This is a genomic window from Nocardioides soli, assembly GCF_014191495.1.
Lineage (GTDB): Bacteria > Actinomycetota > Actinomycetes > Propionibacteriales > Nocardioidaceae > Nocardioides > Nocardioides soli.
On the sequence record NZ_JACHWR010000001.1, the window covers coordinates 1,123,828 to 1,140,634 of the forward strand.

Here is a 16,807-nt window from a genome sequence, read left to right on the forward strand (position 1 = left end):
TCGCCGGTGACGACGTACTCACCTGATGGCGCTCAGCTGAATCTCCCCAGTTCTGCTCACTGAAATTCCCCACCCCGTGGCTCCACCGGAAGCGGGTGGGGCTCCTTCGAAGATGGCGGTCTCTGACCACGCGCCGTCTACCGAAGGAGCCCTCGCTTCCCATGCTGACACGGGAGGAAGACATCGACGCTCACGCGTTGCGCCGGCAGGGCTGGACGATCTCCGCGATCGCCCGGCACCTGGGCCGGGACAGGAAGACCATCCGCGCCTACCTGAACGACGAGCGGGTCGCCGGCGAACGCAAGCCCGCCGGCGACGACCCGTTCGAGCCGTACTTCGACTACGTCCGCGCGCGCCTGACCGAGGACCCCCACCTGTGGGCGATGACGTTGTTCGACGAGGTGGTCGGGCTGGGCTATGACCGGTCGTATCCGACGTTCACCCGCCAGATCCGCACCCGGGAGCTGCGGCCGCACTGCGAGCCGTGCTCGGCGACGAAGGGCCGGGCGAACGCGCCGATCGAGCACCCGCCGGGTGAGGAGACCCAGTGGGACTGGCTCGAGCTGCCCGACCCGCCCGCGGCGTGGGGCTGGGGCAAGAACGCGCACCTGTTGGTCGGTGCGCTCGCCCACTCCAGCAAGTGGCGCGGCCACCTCGCAGCATCCGAGCAGCAGCCGCACCTGATCGCCGGGCTCGACGCCGTCACCCGGAAGCTGGGCGGGCTCACTCGGAAGTGGCGCTTCGACCGGATGACCACGGTGTGCCACCCCGAGTCGGGGAAGGTGACCGCGACGTTCGCCGCAGTCGCCAAGCACTACGGGGTGTCCGTGGCGATCTGCCCGCCCCGACGGGGCAATCGCAAGGGCGTGGTGGAGAAGTCCAACCACACCGCCGCGCAACGCTGGTGGCGCACCCTGCCCGACGACATCACCATCGAAGAGGCGCAGGCCTCGCTGGACCGGTTCTGTGAACTGCGGGGTGATGCCCGGCTGCGTCCCTCCGCCGTCGATGGCCGCGCCAGCGTGCTCACGGTCGCGGAACGCGAGCCGTTGACCCCGGTGCCGACCAGCCCATTCCCCGCCACGATCAGCGAGGAACGGACGGTGTCTGCTCAGGCGCTGGTCGCCTGGCGCGGGAACTTCTACTCCGTCCCGCCGGAGCTGGCCCGCGCCCAGGTCGTCGTGTCCCAGCGGCTCGGTGAACAGCACATCGACATCGTCACCACCAGCGGGATCGTCATCGCCCGCCACGAACTCGCACCCGACGGTGCTGGGGTGATGGTGCGCGACCACGGCCACGTGATCGCCCTCGAGCAGCTCGTCCTCGCAGGACACGACACCTCCCGCCCGCACCGCCGCAAGGAACGCATCCCACCCGGCCCCGCGGCACGCGCGGCCGCCGAGCAACTGCGCGCCCGCAACGACGCCACCGACACCGCGATCAGCGACGACGTGGTGATCGACCTGTCCAAGTACGACCGAGCAGCAACCGGAAGGAACACCCTCACATGACCGACTCCCTGACCATGCCGACGTCCCCACCGATGAGCGGCGCCCAGGCCAGCCTGTACCAGCAGCTGCGCGGCCACCTCGCCACGCTGAAGCTCACCGCCGCTGCCGAGCACCTGCCCGGCGTGCTCGCCCAGGCCGAAGCCGAGCAGTGGTCGATGACCGCGACACTCGAGCACCTGCTGGCCCGCGAGGTCGAAGCCACCGAAGCACGCAAGCTCGCCGGCCGCCTGCGGTTCGCATCCCTGCCGACGCCCGCGACCCTGGCGGACTTCGACTTCGACGCCGCCCCCGGCGTCGACAAGAAGCTCGTCGACGAGCTCGCGACCTGCCGCTACCTCGACACCGCGACCAACGTGCTGCTGATCGGCCCGCCCGGCGTCGGGAAGACCCACCTGGCCGTCGGGCTCGGCCGCGCTGCAGCCGAAGCCGGGTACCGGACCTACTTCACCACCGCCGCCGACCTCGCCGCCCGCTGCCACCGCGCCGCGATCGAGGGACGCTGGGCCACCACCATGCGATTCTTCGCCGGCCCCACCCTGCTCGTGATCGACGAGCTCGGCTACCTGCCGTTACCCGGCGAAGCAGCCTCCGCGCTGTTCCAGGTCGTGTCCCAGCGCTACCTGAAGACCAGCATCGTCTTGACCACCAACCGCGGCGTCGCGTCCTGGGGTGAGGTTCTCGGCGACACCACCGTCGCCGCCGCCATGCTCGACCGGCTCCTGCATCGCTCCGTGGTGCTCAACCTCGACGGCGACTCCTACCGCCTACGCGACCACCACGCCAAGAACGACGCACTCCGTCACGCCGCGACCGGCACACGCCGACCGCTACAGTGACACCCGCCCAGGGTGGGGAATTTCGATGAGCGCCCCTGGGGAATTTCGACGAGCGCCATCACGGCCTCTTCGAGCCGCTTGCCAGAGATCGCCAAGTGCCCGCCCCGCGCACACTGGTAGTTGGTGGAGTTCCTTGCTCTCAGCAGATTGCCCCACATCTTCGCGCCACAGTCGCCACAGCGCAGGAGCGAGCCGAGAAGGTACTTTCCCCTGCGCCTCCTCGGACGAGCACGAGCAGCGAGTAGCGCGAGAACTTCCTCTCGCTCCTCAGTGGTGATGATGGGTTGCCACTTGCCCTTCACCACGTTGCCGTCTGCGTCTCGCACCAGCTCCTTCTTCAAGGTGCGAAGGCCCGCGGTGCGGGGGCGGGTAAGCACTTCATGGAGGTTGTTGAACTTCCACTCGCCACCCCACGGAGTTCTGATGCCGCGTTCGTTCCAGTCGCGAGCGATGGTGTTGACACCCCACCCGGCCTTTACCCGCTCCACAGCCTCGCGGATGAGCTCTGCCTCCTGCGGCTCGATTGTGCGCCTATCCTCCTTCCAGCCGAAGGCTCTGCGACCTCCGGTGAAGGGCTCACCCCGCAGCGCCAGGTGACGATGCGCGGCCTCGAGGCGTTCTCCAATGCGCTCCGCTTCCGCACCGTCCCACGCGGCAACAGTGATTGCGACCGCCCGCCCGTCTGCGGTGCCGAGGTCATAGGTGCCAGACACCACCGTGCGAATCTGAAGCTTGCCCTTGTTGGCGAGGGTGATTAGGTCAATCCACTCCGCAGGGCGGCGGGTGAGACGCGAGTTGGAGTAGGACAGGACCGTGCTGACCTCGCCCGCCCGCACCGCCGCGAGCATGGCGGCGTAGGCGGGACGGGCCTTCTTGCTGAGGCTTGATGCGCCTATGTCGTTGTCGGTGTAGACGTGCGCCACGTCCAGGCCGAGACGCTTCGCGAGGTCGCGGCAGTCTGCTTCCTGCCGTTCGACCCCGACGCGATTGCCTTCTTCATCTCGACTGATGCGCGTGTAGATCACCGCGCGGCCACGATCCGTCAACGCCCGACTCCGTCCACCAGACCAGGTATTTGTTAAGGCTACTAGTTCTGGTTGAAGTCGACGAAGATCCGCTCGCCGCGCTCCTCCTTCCACCAGTCGACGGTCACGCCGTCGTCGCGCCGGGCGAGCTCGCGGCCGAAGCCGATCGCGGCGTGCCGGACGTCGGTGAACTCCCAGCGCGGCTCGATCCGCACGTAGATGTGCACGCCCCGGTTGCCCGAGGTCTTCGGGTAGCCGCACAGGCCGAGCTCCTCGAGCAGCTCGCGGGCGACACCGGCGACCCGGACGGCGTCGGCGAACGTCGTACCGGGCTGCGGGTCGAGGTCGATGCGCAGCTCGTCGGGGTGGTCGGTGTCGGTGCGCCGTACCGGCCACGGGTGGAAGACCAGCGTGCCCATGTGGGCGCACCAGACCGGCACGGCGATCTCGGTCGGGCAGATCTCGTCGGCGGTGCGTCCCGAGGGGAAGGTGACCTGCACGGTCTCGACGTACTCGGGCGCCCCCTTGGGCACCCGCTTCTGGTAGAAGGCGTCGGCGTCCTTGTCCTGCGGCCCGGTGGCGAGCTTCATGCCGGGCCGCACACCGGAGGTCCACCGCTCCAACGCCGTCGGCCGGTCGCGGAGCGCGCGCATCAGCCCGTCCTCGACGCTCGCGAAGTACTCCGCGACCATCAGCTTGGTGACCTCGGGCGTGGTCTCGGTCGCCTCGTAGATCACCCGGTCGGGACTGGACACGCGGACGGCACGGCCGCCCGCCTGGACCTCGGCCGCGGGGGTCTTCGCCATGCGTCGACCCTAGCCCGGCACGACGGAGGAGTGCCGGGCGTGGGGAGGCAGGTTGAGCAAGCAACGGCGCGTCGAAACCTCACGGCAGCGGGCCGTGAGCCCGCCCCACCCCCACGACGTACGCTGAAGGCATGGCCTACAACGTGTCGAAGACCGACGAGGAGTGGCGCGAGGAGCTCACGCCTGAGGAGTACGCCGTCCTGCGCCAGGCCGGCACCGAGCGAGCGTTCGTCGGCGCGTACACCGACACCGAGACGACGGGCGTCTACCGCTGCAAGGCCTGCCAGGCCAAGCTCTTCGAGTCGGACACCAAGTTCCACTCCGGCTGCGGCTGGCCCTCCTTCTACCAGCCGATCAGCGACACCATCGAGTACCTCGAGGACAACTCCCACGGGATGAAGCGGGTCGAGGTGCGCTGCGCCAACTGCGGCTCGCACCTCGGCCACGTCTTCCCCGACGGCTACGGCACCCCCACGGGCGACCGCTACTGCATCAACTCGATCAGCCTGACCCTGGAGCCGGCCGACCAGCAGTGACGCGAGGTCACTCCTCGTCGACGAGCGCGCCGGTGACCACGACGACGGCCTCGCCGTAGGTCCGGTCCGCCCACTGCTGCAGCGAGCCGTCGTCGTAGGTGACGTCCACGACGACACGCGGCCCGGTGACGTAGGCGTCCTGGGCGCCGGGCAGCTCCAGCACCTCGGCCTGGATCCGCTCCAGCTCGGCCCTGCTCAGCTGCTCGGCCGGCTCGGGGTAGGTCGGCTCGGCGGCCGGCATCGCGTCGTACAGCGCGGCCGGGACGGCGCTGGTCACGGTCAGCCGCTCGCCGTCCCAGGTGCCCGTGACGGCGAACTGCCCCCACCGGGTCGCGCCCTCCCGCTCGAAGACGCCGCGCTGGGCCGCCCAGTCCCAGCCGACCAGCTCGGGCCCGTCGCACTGCGGCGGGTGGGACTCCCGGACCGGCCCCAGGCAGAGCTCGGGGGTGCCGGTGTCGATGACCGTGGCGAGCGTGCGGGTGTGCACCGGGCCGGGGGCCGCCGGGGTCGCGGCGGGCGGCGCGGCCGCCGTCGGCCGGTCGGCGGAGGTCACGGAGTCGTCGGTCGCGGTGGCGTCGTCACCGCTGCCGCACGCGGTCAGTGCGAACAGCGCGGCGGCGGCGAGGGCGATCGTGGTCTTCATCATGGCGGTACGACGACGCACCGGCCACGTCGGTTCCCTGCTAGATGAGTAATTCCAAGGGATCGTGCAAGCGAGCGGCGCTCAGCGCCGCTCCGGCAAGGCGCCGATGCGTCGGCAGACTGGACGTCTTTCAAGCGTCGGCAACGCCGCCGGAGCGGATGATGAGCGTCGCGCAGCGTGCGAGGCCTTGGAATTAGTCATCTAGGGCAGGCGGTCGACCAGCTCGGCGACGTCGACCCGGGCGCCGGTGTAGAACGGCACCTCCTCGCGCACGTGCCGACGGGTCTCGGAGCCCCGCAGGTGCCGCATCAGGTCGACGATGCGAGAGAGGTCGTCGGCCTCGAACGCCAGGATCCACTCGTAGTCGCCGAGCGCGAACGACGGCACCGTGTTGGCGCGCACGTCGGGGTAGCCGCGCGCCATCTGGCCGTGCTCGGCGAGCAGTCGACGGCGCTCGGCGTCGTCGAGCAGGTACCACTCGTAGGACCGCACGAAGGGGTAGACCGCGGCGTACGCGTGCGAGCGCTCGTCGGCGAGGAACGCCGGCAGGTGGCTGCGGTTGAACTCCGCCGGCCGGTGCAGCGCCATCTGCGACCAGACCGGCGCCAGGCGGGTGCCGAAGCGGGTACGACGCAGCCGGTGGTACGCCGCCTGCAGCTGGTCGGCCGAGGCCGCGTGCCACCAGACCATCACGTCGGCGTCGGCGCGCAGGCCGGCGACGTCGTAGACGCCGCGGACGACCACGCCGTCGGCGGCCAGGTCGGCGAGCAGCTTCTCGAGCTCCTCGGCCTCGGCGGCGCGGTCGGCGTTGTCGCCGAGCCGCTCCTCGAGACGGAAGACCGACCACATCGTGTACCGGATCGTCTCGTTCAGCTCGTTGATGCGAGCGGCGTTGCTCTTGATCTCGGCCTGCGGGTCGGTCTCGCTCATGCCCCTATTGTGCAAGGCGCCCCCCGATCGCAGCGGGCCGGGATCATCGGGCGTGACCCGCACCGCACCGCCTAGGTTCGGAGCCATGATCACCGAGCTGAACCGGCTGGTCGCACTCGTCGAGGAACGGCTCACCGACGACCTCGACGTCGGTGCGCTCGCCCGGGCGCTCGGCACGACCGAGCACCACCTGCGGCGGATGTTCGCCGCGCTGGCCGGCATGCCGCTCTCGGAGTACGTACGCCGGCGCCGGATGACCGTCGCCGCCGCGGACGTGATCGGCGCCGACGACGATCTGCTGACGATCGCCGTGCGCTACGGCTACGGCTCGACCGAGGCGTTCGGTCGTGCCTTCCGGTCCGTGCACGGCAGCGTGCCGGCCGAGGTACGCCGCGCCGGCGGTCCGCTCCGGTCCCAGCCCCGCCTCACGTTCCGTCTCACCGTCGAAGGGAGCACCCCCATGGACACCCGCATCGTCGACCGGCCCGAGTTCCGCCTCGTCGGCCACGCGTTCCGCGTGCCGTTGATCTACGAGGGCGTCAATCCGCACATCCGGCAGCACATCGAGTCCCTCGCCCCCGAGCAGCACCGGCGGCTCAAGGCGCTCTCGGACACCGATCCGGCCGGCATCCTCGCCGTCACCGCCGACAGTGAGCCCGACGCGGCCGAGGGCTCGATGCTGACCTACCTGCACGGCGTCGCCGTCACCGGAGCGGTCCCCGACGACCTCGACGCCGTCGAGGCACCGGCGGGCTCGTGGGCGGTCTTCCGTACCAGCGGCGCCTACCCGCAGGTGCTGCAGGAGACCTGGGCGGCCACCGCGACGCAGTGGTTCCCGTCCAACCCGTGGCGGCTCCGTCCGGGCCCCTCACTGGTCGCGATCCTGGAGCACGCCGACGACTTCGGCACCGCCACCACCGAGCTGTGGCTGCCGATCGAGCCGGCGTGACGGAGCTCAGTCGCGGCCGTAGCCGGCCTCCCGCGCCTTGATGATCGCCTCGGCCCGGCCGGCGGCGTGCAGCTTGGCGTAGACGCCGGAGACGGCGTTGCGGACGGTCTTGTTGGAGACGTAGAGCTCGGCCGCGATCGCGTCGTTCGACCGGCCCGCGGCGAGCAGCCGAAGCACGTCGCGCTCACGATCCGTCAGGTCCGGGAACGGCTCGGGCTCCTCCGCCCGCGTCGCGGCCCCGGAGAAGTACGACGACACGCGCGCCGCCAGGCTCGCGCCGAAGACCATGCCGCCGGCCGCCGCCGCGCGGATCGCCGTCTGCACCTCGTCGGCCCCGGAGCCCTTCAGCAGGTAGCCGCTCGCGCCGGCGCGGATCGCGCTGAGCACGGTGTCGTCGTCCTCGTTCATGGTCAGCATCACCACCCGGACATCGGGCTGCCGGCCGGTGATGTGCCGGGTCGCCTCGATGCCGTCGAGGTGCGGCATCTGGATGTCCATCACCACGACGTCGGGCTCGGTCTCCGCGATCACGTGGATCGCGTCCCGGCCGTCGGCGGCCGCGCCGACGACCTCGATCCCGTCGAGGGCGCCGAGCAGGCTCGACAGCCCCTCACGCACGATCTGGTGGTCGTCGACGACCACGACGCGGATGTCGCTGGACGGATCGCTCATGGGGTGCTCCTCAGGGGCAGCCAGGCGCGCACGACCGTGCCGCCCGAGGTCGGGCAGGTGATCTCGCTGCGGCCGCCGAGCTCGGCGGCCCGCTCGCGCAGCCCGACGAGACCGACGCCCGCCTGGGCCGACGGTGCGATGCCGACGCCGTCGTCGGCGACCTCGACGAGCAGCGCGTGGTCGGCGACCTCGAGCCGGACGGTGCAGGTGCTGGCCCGGGCGTGCCGGGCCGCGTTGGTCATCGCCTCACCGGCGATCCGGTAGGCCGCGACCTCGACCGCGGCCGGCAGCGAGCCGAGCTCACCCGCCACGACCGTGGCGGCCGGCTCGAGCAGCTCGCCCTGCTGGCGCAGCGCGCCGGCCAGGCCACGGTCGTCGAGCGCGGGCGGCCGCAGGTCGTGGACGAGACGGCGTACGTCGGCGACGACGTCCTGCACGTGCCCGCTGACGCCGGCGATCTCGCGCTCGGCGGCATCGGGGTCCTTCGGGACGAGCAGCCGCGCGGACTCGAGCTGGAAGACCACGCCGCTGAGCGCCGGGCCGAGCCCGTCGTGGAGGTCGCGGCGGATCCGGCGCCGCTCCTCCTCGCGCGCGGTGACGAGGCGCTCGCGGCTCTCCTGGAGCTCGTCGGCGAGCCTGCTGGTGCGCGCAGCGGTCGCGGCCTGGCGCACCAGATCGCCGAGCAGCTCCTCGTCGCGGCGCGACAGCCGGCTGCGCAGCCCGCGGGCCGGCAGCACCAGCCTGCCGACCTCCGCGTCGCGGTAGGTGATCGGCAGCGCGCGGGTCTCGGCGGGACGGTCGCCGTACGTCGCGAGCAGCCGCTCGCCGTTGCTGCGGTCGACCTCGACGCTGACGAACCCCACCCCGAACGCACTCGCCACCGACCGGGCGACGACGGCGAGCTGCTCGGCGCCCTCCTCGGTCGACTCCAGCGTCGAGGCCAGCCCGGCCACGACGTCGTACGGGTTGGCGCGGTCGCCGAAGAGGAACCGCCGCACGCCCCGCGACAGCCGGTTGCGCAGCGGTCCGTAGAGCAGCACGGTCGTCAGCAGCACGACCAGCACCACCTGCGACTGGGCCATCGCGTCGTCGAGCACGAGCGTGATCGCCGCGACCACCGCGAAGTCGATCACGACCAGCACCAGCGCGAGCAGCGAGAGCAGCACCGTGCGGCCGAGCAGCTCCTCGATGGGGACCAGCCGCGGGTTGACGACGGCCACCGTCATCGCGATCGGTGTCAGCACGATGCAGACGAAGAACACGACCGCCGTCAGGTCGCCGAGCTCGAGGAAGAGGGTCACGACGATGGTCGTCGCGGTCACCAGCGCACCCCATAGCAGCCAGCGCAGCTGGTCGCGCTCGGTGCCGCGGGACCGGCGGTAGCGGTGCACGACGACGCCGACCGGCACGACGAGGCCGATGACCGTCAGGGCCTGGAGGCCGCCGGTCAGCACGCCCGCGATCGGCTCGAGGGCCCAGACCGTGGTCCAGTCGGGGTCGACGCCGGGCATCAGGCGGCCGGTGGGCTGGTCGTACGGCGTGACGACGAACGCCAGCGCCCCGACGACGAGCACGATCATGCAGACCCAGCTCGCCGCTCCCCACGGCCCGCGAGGGAACCGGCCCTCGGGGAAGACTAGCGGCAGCACCACGATCGTCGCCGGCAGCAGCGAGGTGAAGCGCGCGAGGAACCAGACCGCGAAGGTCATCGCGGGCAGCGCGTGGTCGGTGACCAGCCCGAGGCGGACGTAGGCCTCGGACAGCCCGTCGAGGGACCAGAAGAGGCCGACCGCGCCCAGGGTCCAGCCGATGCCGCGGTGGCCCGGGTGGCGCAGCACCACCGCCGAGAGGATCGCGAGGATCAGACCGATCAGGCCGGTGCCGACGCCGTGACCGATCTCGATCTCGGCGCCGAACGACCAGAGCATCGGCTCGCCGTACGACCTGCTCTCGAAGACGAGGATGCCGACGAGGCAGGCCAGGCAGAGGACGGGCAGCACGACAGCGACCGGCCAGGCGGCCGGTCGCTGCGCAGTGCTGTCGGTCGGATTCACCGGCACATCATGACCGGTACGCACGGTCGCCGAGGGCGAAACCGAGCGCGGCGACGAGGACCAGCAGCGGCCCGGTCGCGCCGGCCATGTACTGCGCCGGCGAGACGCCGATCACGACGGTGAGACCGCCGAGCACCAGGCCGGTGCGGCCGATCCAGCGCGGGACGGCGCCGGCGCGGCTCGCGGTGAAGGTCGCGAGGCCGGCGAGGCCGGCGAGCACCCAGCACCACGGGATCGTGCCGGTCCAGTGGTTGAACATGACCGCGTTGACCGGCTCGATCATCTGCTCGTCGGCGCCGATGCCGAAGACGAACTCAGTGTCGAGGCCGCTGCCGATCACGGCCACCACCGCGGTGCCCAGCAGGCCGCCGAAGGCGACCAGCGGGGCCGCTGAGCGATCGCCGAGGCCGTCGCGCAGGCGCCGGAACAGGCCGGCGGCGAACACCACCAGCAGCAGGGCGCCGACCACGGTGAACACGTGGAACGCGAGGATCTGCGGGGTCTGGTCGGCGAGCTTGTCGGCCATGCCCTGCGGGTCGCCGAACAGGCTCTTGTCGTACACCGCGTCGATCATGCTCGACGAGACGATCGTGCCGATGCCGGCGAGGCCGGCTCCGATGCCGGCGAACGCCCACGAGCGGGAGGCGCCGGCCGGGCGCGGGGTGAGGGTGGAGACGTCCGATCGGACGGGGTTGTCGGTGGTGACGTGGGTGGTCATCTCGGTGCCTTCTGTGAGTGGTTCCTGTCGATGACCACAGGCTGGCGGGCCGGTTGTCCCGGCAGCCAGGGACAACGGGGCAGACCCGATACCCAGCGGCACAGTGGTTGTTCCCGGCACCCGGGAACGACCACATCGTCACTGGCTATCCCTCAGTGACGAGCTCTCGGGCGGCGCGGTGGGCGGAGGCGATGACCGCGGGGATGCCCACCCCGTCGTAGGCGGCACCGCAGACGGCGAGGCCGGGTACGCCGGCGACGGCCGCCCGGGCGCGGGCCACCCGGTCGAGGTGGCCGACGGCGTACTGCGGGAGGCCGCCGCCCCAGCGCTGCACGTGGGTGTCGACGGGCGCGGCCGCGACCCCCACCGCGTCGCGGAGGTCGGCGAGCGACCAGGCGACCAGCTCCTCGTCGGTGGCCTGGAGGGCCACGGCCTCGCCGTACCGGCCGAGCGAGGTGCGCATCAGCAGCAGCCCGGCGCCGGCGCGGCGCACCCAGCCCCACTTCGAGAAGGAGAACGTCGCCGCCTTGATCCGGCGGCCCTCGACCGGCGGCACCAGGAAGCCGGAGGAGTCGGTCGCGTCGAGCGTCGGCACGTCGGCGGCCCGGAAGGCGAGCGTCACCACCGCCATGGACGCCGACTCGATGCCGGCCAGCACCGCCGCGGCGGTCGGCGCGACCGTCGACAGCAGCCGGGCCGTCGGCGCGGCCGGCGTCGCGAGCACCACGGCGTCCGCGGTGACCGGCACCGCGGCGGTGGTCGGCCCGACCACCAGCTCGAAGCCCCCCGCGGCGGTGCGCCGCAGCTCGCGCACGGTGGCCCCCGTGCGCACGGTCAGGCCGGCGGCCAGCGCCTCCGGCAGCCGTCCCATCCCCTCCGGGATGCCCGCGAAGACCGGCGCGTCGTACGTCGTGGGCACCGCGCCGGCCGCCTCCAGCACCGACCCCGCCGAGGCGTAGGCGACCAGCTGCGGGACCGCGGCGCGGGCGGAGATCAGGCGGGCGTTGCCGGCGTACACCCCGCCGAGCAACGGCTCGACCAGCCGGTCGGTGACCTCCGCGCCGAAGCGGCGGTCGACGAGCTCCCCCACCGAGATGTCGTCGGCGATGCGCTCGGGCGGCAGCGTCGGCTCGAGCCGCACCCGCTCGACGCCCTCCGGCGTCAGCACGCCGGACGCCGCCAGCTGGGCGAGGTCGAGCGGCACGCCCATCAGCGAGCGCGGCAGCGGCCGCAGCGCACCGCGGGTCCAGATCCGCGAGGAGGCGACCGCGGGGTGCTCGATCGGCAGCCCGAGCTCGCGGGCGAGCGTCACGCCCTCGGGGCGCCGGTTGAGCATCGCCTCGGCGCCCACGTCGACCTGCACTCCGGCGACCGAGGTCCGCAGCAGCTTGCCGCCGACCCGTGGCGACGACTCCAGCACGACGACCTCGTGCCCCGCGGCGACCAGGTCGCGGGCGGCCGTGAGGCCGGCGACCCCGGCGCCGACCACGACCACGCTGACCACGCGCCCACTCTCCCAGACCGGATCCGGAACCGAGCCGGCGCGGGTCGCGTCCCAACGGACATGGCCCGCTCACTCACCCGTTCGCTCTCTCCGACGGTGGCCGGCACCGCGCTGCTGGTCGCCCTGGTCATCGCACTCACCGGCTGCTCCTCCGACGACCACGACGAACGGGACGACGCGGCGTCGGGTAGCTCCGCCGCGCTGGACGCGCCCGCCGCGGACGCCCTCGAAGGCGCTGCCGACGCGGGCGGCGACGCCGCCCGGGGCCCGGACGCCGCCGCGCGGAGCGTCGCCCAGGAGATCCCCCAGGCGGTGATCCGCAAGGGCAACGTCGCGCTGCGCGCCGACGACGTCGGCCGAGCGCAGATCGAGGTGCGCAAGGTCGTCGACCGCCACGCCGGAGAGGTGACCGAGGAGAAGACGCAGTCGGACGACGACGGCCGGCCGACGTACGCACGGATGGTGCTGCGGATCCCCTCCGACGACTTCGGCGAGGCGGTCGAGGGGCTCAAGAAGATCGGCGAGCTCGAGTCCGCGAGCACCAACGAGGACGACGTGACGACGCAGGTCATCGACGTGCGGACCCGGCTCCAGGTGCAGCAGCGCAGCATCGCGCGGATCAGCGTGCTCTTCCAGCGGGCCCAGAGCATCCGCGACATCATGGCGATCGAGTCCGAGCTGTCGCGCCGGCAGGCCGACCTCGAGGCGCTCCAGCAGCAGGAGGCCTACCTGGCCGACCAGACCTCCCTCTCGACGATCGTGGTGAGCATCGACCGAACCCCGGCGCACCAGACGAAGCCCGAGGAGGACGATCGGGGCTTCCTGGCCGGACTGTCGGCGGGCTGGGGAGCGCTCGCGACGTTCGCGGTCGGGCTGGCGACCGCCGTCGGCGCGCTGCTGCCGTGGGTCGTCGTGGTGGCGGTCGTCGGCGTGCCGGCGCTGCTGCTGGTCCGGTCGGTACGCCGCCGGACGGCGGCCCGGCCGGCCGAGCCCGCTCAGTCGAGCGAGTAGCCCTGCACGAACTCGGTCAGCCGCTCCAGCTGACCGGGGTCGGTCGTCGGCAGCACGCCGTGGCCGAGGTTGAACACGTGGCCGCGGGCGCTGCGGCCGGCCTCGATGATCTCGGCGGCCCGGGCGGTCATCACCTCGGTCGGCGCGAAGACCAGGGTCGGGTCGAGGTTGCCCTGCACGCCGCGGTCGCCGACCCGGGTGATCGCCTCGTGGAGGGGCGTGCGCCAGTCGACGCCGACCACGTCGGCGCCGGCCTCCCCCATCAGACCGAGCAGGTTCGACGTACCGACCCCGAAGTGGATCCGCGGCACGCCGAGCTGGCCGGCCCGGGCCAGCACGTCGGCGGAGTGGGGCATGACGTGCTCGCGGTAGTCGCCCGGGGTCAGCGCGCCGGCCCAGGAGTCGAAGAGCTGCACCGCGGACGCGCCGGCGGCGACCTGGATCTCGAGGTAGGCGGCGGAGATGCCGGCGATCTTGCGCATCAGCGCGTCCCAGACGTCGGGGGCGCCGAACATCATCGCCTTGGTCTTGGCGTGCTGCTTGGAGGGGCCGCCCTCGACGAGGTACGACGCGACCGTGAACGGCGCGCCCGCGAAGCCGATCAGCGGCGTGCCGCCGAGCTGGTCCACGAGGTCGCGCACCGCCTCGCTGACGTAGGGCACGTGGTCGGGGGTCAGGTCGGGGATCGCCGCCACGTCGGCGAGCGTGCGCACCGGCCGGTCGACGACCGGCCCGACGCCGGGCTTGATCTCGAGGTCGACCCCGACCGCCTTCATCGGCAGCACGATGTCGGAGAAGAAGATCGCGGCGTCGACGCCGTACCGACGCACCGGCTGGAGCGTGATCTCGGTGACCAGCGCGGGGTCCATGCAGGACTCGAGCATGCCGACGCCCTCGCGCACGGCGAGATACTCCGGCAGCGACCGACCGGCCTGCCGCATGTACCACACGGGCGTGTGCGGCACCGGCTCTCCACGGAGCGCCTTGAGGAAGGCGCTGTCCCTGAGTCGCTCGGAGACACGGTCGTTCGCGGCCTGCATGTGCGAATCCTCCCAGGTCAGTCGGCGTGTTCGCACATCCACGACGCTCGGACCGACCTACTGTGAACCCATGGTGGTCGGTCAGGAGACACACCCGAGCACGGGTGCGGGCGCGGCGCCGGCGGAGTTCCGCGAGGCCGTGGCCACCATGCACGCCGCCCGCCTGCGGCCCGAGGTGCTCTGCGAGGAGATGCCCGCGCCGCAGCGCATCGCGCCCTGGGCCTCGGCGCTCTCGGCCGACGTCACCGTCGACGGGACCGACATCGGGACCGGCCGGATCATCCTGCTGCACGACCCGGCAGGCAACGACGCCTGGTCGGGCACGTTCCGCTGCGTGGCGTACGCCCGGGCCGAGGTCGACCTCGAGCTGATCACCGACCCGATGCTCGCCGCCGTGGGCTGGACCTGGCTGACCGAGGCGCTCGACGAGCACAGCGCGTCGTACGTCGCGGCCTCGGGCACGGTGACCCGGGTCGCGACCGAGAGCTTCGGCGGGATGGCCGACGAGGGCGGCACGGCGCAGATCGAGATCCGGGCGTCCTGGACGCCCGTGGTGCCCGACGACGCCCCGGACCTGGCCCCGCTCGACCTGGCGCCGCACGTCGAGGCCTGGGGCGAGCTGCTCTGCACCGCCGCCGGGCTGCCGCCGGTCCCGCACGGCGTGGCCGTGATGCCGAGCCGGCGCGGACAACGGGGCGGCGGGCGCTGACCCGATGTCCGACGACGACGAGCCCACTCCCCCTCCTCCGCTCCTCACGCTGCGCGACGGCCTCCCACCCGTCGTCCAGACCGAGCCCGCCCTGGCCGACGTGGGCGCCGCGATCGCGGCGGGGACCGGGCCGGTGGCGATCGACGCCGAGCGCGCCTCGGGCTATCGCTACTCCTCCCGCGCCTACCTCATCCAGCTACGCCGGGAGGGCGCCGGGACGTTCCTCGTCGACCCGATCGCCTTCGAGTCACTCGAGCCGCTCGAGCGGGCGCTCGACGGCGCCGAGTGGATCCTGCACGCCGCGACCCAGGACCTGCCCTGCCTCACCGCGGTCGGGCTGCACCCGTCGGGGCTCTTCGACACCGAGCTCGCCGGGCGCCTGCTCGGATATCCGAAGGTGGGGCTCGCGACACTCGTCGAGGAGCTGCTCGGCTCGCGCCTGGCCAAGGAGCACTCGGCGGTCGACTGGTCGACCCGGCCGCTGCCCGCGCCGTGGCTGGAGTACGCCGCCCTCGACGTCGAGGTGCTCGTCGAGCTCCGCGGCCTGCTGGGCGAGAAGCTCGAGGAGAGCGGCAAGGCGGAGTGGGCGCGCCAGGAGTTCGACCACCTGCGCGGCTTCGAGCCCGCCGCGCGCACCGAGGCGTGGCGGCGCACCTCCGGGGTGCACCGGGTACGCGGCCGACGAGCACTCGCCGCCGTACGCGAGCTGTGGGAGGCCCGCGACCAGATCGCCGCGCAGCGCGACGTCACCCCGGGCCGGATCATCCCCGACTCCGCCATCGTGATCGCCGCCCAGGCGCTCCCGACGGACCGCGAGTCCCTCCTGGGCACCAAGGGCTTCCACGGTCGCGGCGCCGAGCGCTACGCGTCCCGTTGGGTGGCCGCGCTGCAGCGGGCCGCCGAGATGGACGAGGCCGACCTGCCGACCCGCAACCCCCGCGGCAACGGCCCGCCGGTCCCCCGCGCGTGGGCGGAGAAGGACCCCGTCGCCGCCCGCCGGCTCTCCCGCGCTCGCGAGGCGATCTCCGCCCGCTCCGAGGAGCTGTCGGTGCCGGCCGAGAACCTGCTCACCCCCGACTACCTGCGCCGTACCCTCTGGACGCCACCCGCCAGCCGCGACGCCGTCCAGCTCACCCCGGCCGTCGCCGACCAGCTCGCCGGGTACGGCGCGCGCCGGTGGCAGATCGAGCTCACCACCCCCATCCTCGTCGATGCGATCCTCACCGCCGAGGACGACACCGACGCCGGCTGACGGGCCCCGCAGCGGTGCGTCAGGCGGCGTATTCGATGACGAAGGTGGGTGTGGAGGTCGCGCCGATCGGGGCGGGTGTCCGCAGCTCCAGCCGTTTCCCCGGCCGCCCGGGGAAACGGCGAGACACGCCGACGACCCGCCGGCGTGGTCAGGCAAAGCGAGGGCGACACGCCGGGGAGTGACGGCGTGTCGCCCTCGCTTTGCCTGACCGCCCCACAGTGCGCCTCCGGGAGCTCCAGCAATGGGGGCGACGGCGACGCCCGGACCGGCGATCGTTGGGCGAAGCCGGTGGTTTCGAGGCTCGGGCCTGACGGCCCTCGCACCTCAACCACCGTGGACCCGGCGACGGTGGTTGAGGTGCGACGAGCGCCAGCGAGGAGCCTCGAAACCACCACCAACGCACCCCGAGCCCCGACCACAAGCCGACGTCAGCGAGGACGCCGACAGCCACCTCCCGGATGGTGGTTTCGGGGCTCAGGCGCCAGCGCGCCCTCGCACCTCAACCACCGTGGACCCGGCGACGGTGGTTGAGGAGGTTGCGCTAGCAACCGTCTCGAAACCACCCCTCACGCCGAACCGACCACAGGTCGGCGTCCTCCCGATACGGCACC

General features: G+C 72.4%; 15 protein-coding genes and 1 pseudogene. 7 read left to right on the forward strand and 9 right to left on the reverse strand.

The genetic code is table 11. The features are described 5' to 3' along the window. The first annotated feature begins 161 nt into the window (after positions 1-161). Both istA and istB read left to right on the forward strand, forming a co-directional pair. Positions 162-1,511 (forward strand): IS21 family transposase, encoded by a 1,350-nt coding sequence (gene istA / locus FHU40_RS05780; protein WP_183591288.1) that lies wholly within the window; start codon positions 162-164, stop codon positions 1,509-1,511. Continuing rightward, complete coding sequence (gene istB / locus FHU40_RS05785) at positions 1,508-2,347, forward strand: IS21-like element helper ATPase IstB (RefSeq protein ID WP_183591289.1); 840 nt, start codon at positions 1,508-1,510, stop codon at positions 2,345-2,347. The genes istA and istB overlap by 4 nt, the downstream gene beginning before the upstream one ends. On the opposite strand, the gene FHU40_RS05790 is transcribed toward istB, so the two are convergent. After that, positions 2,311-3,393: a recombinase family protein gene (locus FHU40_RS05790; RefSeq protein WP_183591290.1), complete on the reverse strand. Its 1,083-nt coding sequence runs from the start codon at positions 3,391-3,393 to the stop codon at positions 2,311-2,313. The genes istB and FHU40_RS05790 overlap by 37 nt on opposite strands. A gap of 44 nt (positions 3,394-3,437) precedes the next feature. After that, positions 3,438-4,178, reverse strand: a pseudogene (locus tag FHU40_RS05795) (DNA polymerase domain-containing protein); the annotation flags it as partial. Positions 4,179-4,309: 131 nt separating this feature from the next. On the opposite strand from FHU40_RS05795, the gene msrB reads away from it, so the two are divergent. Continuing rightward, a complete protein-coding gene (msrB, locus tag FHU40_RS05800) occupies positions 4,310-4,714 on the forward strand; it encodes a peptide-methionine (R)-S-oxide reductase MsrB (protein WP_183591291.1) in 405 nt (134 codons plus the stop codon). A 7-nt stretch (positions 4,715-4,721) separates the two neighbouring features. Here the strand turns inward: msrB and FHU40_RS05805 are convergent, their stop codons facing one another. After that, positions 4,722-5,360 carry a hypothetical protein gene (locus FHU40_RS05805; RefSeq protein WP_183591292.1) on the reverse strand — a complete coding sequence of 213 codons (639 nt, stop codon included), beginning with the start codon at positions 5,358-5,360 and terminating at the stop codon, positions 4,722-4,724. 198 nt (positions 5,361-5,558) lie between these two features. Beyond that, a complete protein-coding gene (gene hemQ, locus FHU40_RS05810; protein WP_183591293.1) occupies positions 5,559-6,287 on the reverse strand; it encodes a hydrogen peroxide-dependent heme synthase in 729 nt (242 codons plus the stop codon). 85 nt (positions 6,288-6,372) lie between these two features. On the opposite strand from hemQ, the gene FHU40_RS05815 reads away from it, so the two are divergent. Beyond that, positions 6,373-7,236 carry an AraC family transcriptional regulator gene (locus tag FHU40_RS05815; RefSeq protein WP_183591294.1) on the forward strand — a complete coding sequence of 288 codons (864 nt, stop codon included), beginning with the start codon at positions 6,373-6,375 and terminating at the stop codon, positions 7,234-7,236. Between the two features lie 6 nt (positions 7,237-7,242). Here FHU40_RS05815 and FHU40_RS05820 read toward each other — a convergent pair whose 3' ends face one another. The 4 genes from FHU40_RS05820 to hemG form a co-directional block, all read right to left on the reverse strand. After that, positions 7,243-7,908: a response regulator transcription factor gene (locus FHU40_RS05820; RefSeq protein WP_183591295.1), complete on the reverse strand. Its 666-nt coding sequence runs from the start codon at positions 7,906-7,908 to the stop codon at positions 7,243-7,245. Then, on the reverse strand, positions 7,905-9,962 hold the full coding sequence (locus tag FHU40_RS29340; protein WP_183591296.1) for a histidine kinase: 2,058 nt from the start codon (positions 9,960-9,962) through the stop codon (positions 7,905-7,907). The genes FHU40_RS05820 and FHU40_RS29340 overlap by 4 nt, the downstream gene beginning before the upstream one ends. 7 nt (positions 9,963-9,969) lie before the next feature. After that, positions 9,970-10,680, reverse strand: a complete 711-nt coding sequence (locus FHU40_RS05830; RefSeq protein ID WP_221199515.1) for a hypothetical protein — start codon at positions 10,678-10,680, stop codon at positions 9,970-9,972. Between the two features lie 145 nt (positions 10,681-10,825). Continuing rightward, a complete protein-coding gene (gene hemG / locus FHU40_RS05835; protein WP_183591297.1) occupies positions 10,826-12,184 on the reverse strand; it encodes a protoporphyrinogen oxidase in 1,359 nt (452 codons plus the stop codon). A 60-nt stretch (positions 12,185-12,244) separates the two neighbouring features. Here hemG and FHU40_RS05840 point away from each other — a divergent pair, with 60 nt between their 5' ends. Beyond that, positions 12,245-13,195 carry a DUF4349 domain-containing protein gene (locus FHU40_RS05840; RefSeq protein WP_183591298.1) on the forward strand — a complete coding sequence of 317 codons (951 nt, stop codon included), beginning with the start codon at positions 12,245-12,247 and terminating at the stop codon, positions 13,193-13,195. On the opposite strand, the gene hemE is transcribed toward FHU40_RS05840, so the two are convergent. Continuing rightward, positions 13,180-14,235 carry a uroporphyrinogen decarboxylase gene (hemE, locus tag FHU40_RS05845; RefSeq protein ID WP_183591299.1) on the reverse strand — a complete coding sequence of 352 codons (1,056 nt, stop codon included), beginning with the start codon at positions 14,233-14,235 and terminating at the stop codon, positions 13,180-13,182. The genes FHU40_RS05840 and hemE overlap by 16 nt on opposite strands. Positions 14,236-14,305: 70 nt before the next feature. Between hemE and FHU40_RS05850 the strand changes: the two genes are divergently transcribed. Both FHU40_RS05850 and FHU40_RS05855 read left to right on the forward strand, forming a co-directional pair. Continuing rightward, positions 14,306-14,944: a DUF3000 domain-containing protein gene (locus FHU40_RS05850; RefSeq protein WP_183591300.1), complete on the forward strand. Its 639-nt coding sequence runs from the start codon at positions 14,306-14,308 to the stop codon at positions 14,942-14,944. Between the two features lie 4 nt (positions 14,945-14,948). Continuing rightward, a complete protein-coding gene (locus tag FHU40_RS05855) occupies positions 14,949-16,196 on the forward strand; it encodes an HRDC domain-containing protein (protein ID WP_183591301.1) in 1,248 nt (415 codons plus the stop codon). Positions 16,197-16,807 lie beyond the last annotated feature (611 nt).

Bases quoted from the DNA above. Each gene is read 5' to 3' on its own strand.
- FHU40_RS05850 (WP_183591300.1), top strand. From the start codon at position 14,306: ATGGTGGTCGGTCAGGAGACACACCCGAGCACGGGTGCGGGCGCGGCG.
- FHU40_RS05805 (WP_183591292.1), bottom strand. From the start codon at position 5,360: ATGATGAAGACCACGATCGCCCTCGCCGCCGCCGCGCTGTTCGCACTG.
- FHU40_RS05840 (WP_183591298.1), top strand. From the start codon at position 12,245: ATGGCCCGCTCACTCACCCGTTCGCTCTCTCCGACGGTGGCCGGCACC.
- istA (WP_183591288.1), top strand. From the start codon at position 162: ATGCTGACACGGGAGGAAGACATCGACGCTCACGCGTTGCGCCGGCAG.
- hemQ (WP_183591293.1), bottom strand. From the start codon at position 6,287: ATGAGCGAGACCGACCCGCAGGCCGAGATCAAGAGCAACGCCGCTCGC.
- FHU40_RS05830 (WP_221199515.1), bottom strand. From the start codon at position 10,680: ATGACCACCCACGTCACCACCGACAACCCCGTCCGATCGGACGTCTCC.
- msrB (WP_183591291.1), top strand. From the start codon at position 4,310: ATGGCCTACAACGTGTCGAAGACCGACGAGGAGTGGCGCGAGGAGCTC.
- FHU40_RS05820 (WP_183591295.1), bottom strand. From the start codon at position 7,908: ATGAGCGATCCGTCCAGCGACATCCGCGTCGTGGTCGTCGACGACCAC.
- FHU40_RS05855 (WP_183591301.1), top strand. From the start codon at position 14,949: ATGTCCGACGACGACGAGCCCACTCCCCCTCCTCCGCTCCTCACGCTG.
- hemE (WP_183591299.1), bottom strand. From the start codon at position 14,235: ATGCAGGCCGCGAACGACCGTGTCTCCGAGCGACTCAGGGACAGCGCC.
- istB (WP_183591289.1), top strand. From the start codon at position 1,508: ATGACCGACTCCCTGACCATGCCGACGTCCCCACCGATGAGCGGCGCC.
- FHU40_RS05815 (WP_183591294.1), top strand. From the start codon at position 6,373: ATGATCACCGAGCTGAACCGGCTGGTCGCACTCGTCGAGGAACGGCTC.